Genomic DNA, 3,114 nt, shown 5'->3' on the forward strand with positions numbered 1-3,114 from the left:
CCACGCGGGCGCCGGCGGGCCCTCGTCGCGGCGGGCGCCACCGCGGCGGTCGCCCTCGGGCTCACCGCCGCCGGAGCCGTGGTCGTGACCGGCCTCGGCGGGCCGGACGTCGTCCTCGCGCGCGCGGCCTCCCCGGTGGCGCCCGAGGCCGCCGAGGCCGGGGCCGCGCCCGAGGGCGCGGACGACGCCCACCTCGCCTCGCTCACCGCCCCGACCGAGACCCCGCCGCCGCCCCCGCCGCCCGAGCCGGTGGACGTCCCGGAGCCCGTGGTGCGCGTCGAGCCGCTCGCGCCGGGCGAGTCCTACGGCGAGGACGCCTACCCCTGGGCCGTCGCCTACGAGGTGCCCGACTTGGGGGCGACCTGGGCGGCGGCCCTGCCCGCCGGGCAGGTGGGGCTCGGCGACCTGGGCCAGTACCGCTTCCAGCCCACCGTGCCGGGGCAGAGCTGCAACGGCGGGTCGTCGTCGCCGCGCTCCGTGGCGGGACGGCAGTGGATGTGGGCGGAGGAGGACTCCGACCGGCTCGACCAGACCACCGTCGAGCTCGTCGTCACCGGGTGGCCCGAGGGCGGCGGCGCCGCGGCCTTCGCCGACGTCGTCGAGGACGACGGGCACTGCACCTGGTACGACGACGTGCCGTCACCCGCCGACGTCGCCGTCCCCTCGGCGGACGAGGCCTGGGCCGGCGTCCGCCAGAGCCCCGTGGGCGACGGGTCGACCGTCCTGCTCGGCGCCGCCCGCGCGGGCGACCTCGTCGTGGGGGTCCAGGTGTGGCACCCCGCGGCCGGCGACGCCGAGGGCCTCACCGGCCGGCTCCTCGAGGCGGCCGTGCTCGAGCTCCGCGCCGCGGACCCCGGCGGCGCCGCCGGCTGACCCGCCGGGGCGGCGCCCCGCGGCTACGGTCGCGCGCGTGACCTTCTCGATCGTGGGGCGCAGCCCCGACGGCTCCGCGCTCGGCGTCGCCGTCGCCTCGAAGTTCCTCGCCGTCGGCGGCTTCGTCCCCGCCCTCGAGGTGGGCGTCGGGGCGCTCGCCACCCAGGCGGCCGTCAACCTCGCGCTCAAGGCCGAGGGGCTGGCCCTGATGCGCGACGGCGCGAGCGCCGCCGAGGCGCTGGACCGCTTCCTCGCCGCCGACGAGGGGCGCGAGGAGCGCCAGGCCGGCGCGGTCGACGCCGACGGCCGGGCGGCGACGCGCACCGGGAGCGCGTGCCACCCGTGGGCGGGCGGGGAGGCCGGCGAGGGGCCCGAGGGGTCCTTCGCCGCGCAGGGCAACATCCTGGTCGGCCCGGACGTCGTCGAGGCGATGGTCGTCGCGTGGCGGGCCTCCGCGGCGGAGCGGTCCCTGCCGCGCCGCCTGCTCGCCGCACTGGAGGCCGGTGACGCCGCGGGCGGCGACCGCCGCGGCCGGCAGTCGGCGGCCCTCGTCGTCGTCGCGCCGGGCGGCGGGTACGGCGGCTCGGACGTCGTCGTCGACCTCCGCAGCGACGACGACGCCGCCCCCGTGGCCCACCTCGCCCGGATGCTCGCCGAGCACGAGCTGCTCTTCGGCCGGACGCCGCCCGAGGAGCTGCTGGCCTGGGACGACGGCCTGCGCGCCGAGGTCCGCCGGCTCCTCGACGCGACCGGCACCACCGGCGGAGACCTGGAGCGGGACCTCGAGCGGTGGGCCGGCGCCCAGAACCTCGAGGAGCGCGTGCGCCCGGGCGGCGTCGACCGCCTCGACCCCGTCCTCCTCGGGCGGCTGCGCCGCGCGGACGGATGATCCTCCCGTCGTGACGGGTCCTCGCGGGATGCGACCGGGCCGGAGGGCCTTGTCGAGCGGAGGATCTCCCGTCTAGCCTCCGGGGCATGAGCGCACCCACCGTCGACCGCCCCACGAGCGCCGCCTCCGACGCGAGCCGGCGCGCCCCGAGCGGGCCGGTCACGGCCGCCACCGCCCACGAGCACGTCGCGGCGCACATGCTCGACGACGGCCTGGGGCTGGTCCTCGACCTGGCGGCCTCGCGCGGGTCCCGCCTCGTGGACGCCCGCGACGGCAGCTCCTACCTCGACATGTTCACCTTCTTCGCGTCCTCGGCGCTGGGCATGAACCACCCCGACGTCGCCGAGGACGAGGCCTTCCGCGAGGAGCTGCTCCTCTCGGCGCTGTCCAAGCCGAGCAACTCCGACATCGTCACCGTGGAGCGGGCGCGCTTCGTCGACGTCTTCGCACGCGTCCTCGGCGTCCCCGAGCTGCCGCACCTGTTCTTCGTCGAGGGCGGCGGGCTCGCCGTCGAGAACGCGCTCAAGACGGCGTTCGACTGGAAGAGCCGCTGGAACGAGGCCCACGGGATCGACCCGGCCCTCGGCACGAAGGTGCTCCACCTGCGCCAGGCCTTCCACGGTCGCACCGGGTACACGATGTCGCTGACGAACACCGACCCCAACAAGGTCGCGCGCTTCCCGCAGTTCGACTGGCCGCGCATCGACAACCCGCACCCCGTCGAGGGCGAGGACGACGCCGTCCTGCGCGCCCGCGAGGACGCGGCGCTCGCGCAGGCCCGCGCCGCCTTCGAGCAGCACGCGCACGACATCGCCTGCGCGATCGTCGAGCCGATCCAGGGGGAGGGCGGGGACAACCACCTCACCCCGCGCTTCCTTCAGGGCCTGCAGGCGCTCTGCCACGAGTTCGACGCCCTCTTCGTCTGCGACGAGGTGCAGACCGGCTGCGGGCTCACGGGCACGGCCTGGGCGCACCAGCAGCTCGGGCTCGAGCCCGACGTCGTCGCCTTCGGCAAGAAGACGCAGGTCTGCGGGATCATGGCCGGCCGCCGCGTGGACCTCGTGCCCGACAACGTCTTCCGCGTCTCGAGCCGTATCAACTCCACCTGGGGCGGCGGCCTCGTCGACATGGTCCGCGCGCGGCGCATCCTCGAGGTGCTCGAGCGGGACGACCTCGTGGGCCACGCCGCCCGCGCCGGCGAGCACCTGCTGGCGGGCCTGCGCGACCTCGCCGCCCAGCACTCCCTCGAGGCCACTACCGACCAGGCCCGCGCCGCGCTCGAGCGCGCCCAGCGCCAGGCCCAGCAGTGGGCGACCGGCGCCCAGGGCGAGGTCCAGGTTGCCAGCGCCCTG

General features: G+C 77.3%; 2 protein-coding genes and 1 pseudogene. All 3 read left to right on the forward strand.

Translation table 11 applies throughout. The features are described 5' to 3' along the window. Positions 1-873: pseudogene (locus tag HLB09_RS14880) on the forward strand (hypothetical protein); the annotation flags it as partial. A gap of 37 nt (positions 874-910) precedes the next feature. After that, positions 911-1,762 carry a DUF1028 domain-containing protein gene (locus HLB09_RS14885; RefSeq protein ID WP_171204114.1) on the forward strand — a complete coding sequence of 284 codons (852 nt, stop codon included), beginning with the start codon at positions 911-913 and terminating at the stop codon, positions 1,760-1,762. 86 nt (positions 1,763-1,848) lie between these two features. Further along, positions 1,849-3,114: L-lysine 6-transaminase (gene lat / locus HLB09_RS14890; RefSeq protein WP_171204115.1), on the forward strand; the 1,266-nt coding region annotated here is incomplete at its 3' end.

This window comes from Pseudokineococcus marinus (assembly GCF_013004605.1).
Lineage (GTDB): Bacteria > Actinomycetota > Actinomycetes > Actinomycetales > Quadrisphaeraceae > Pseudokineococcus > Pseudokineococcus marinus.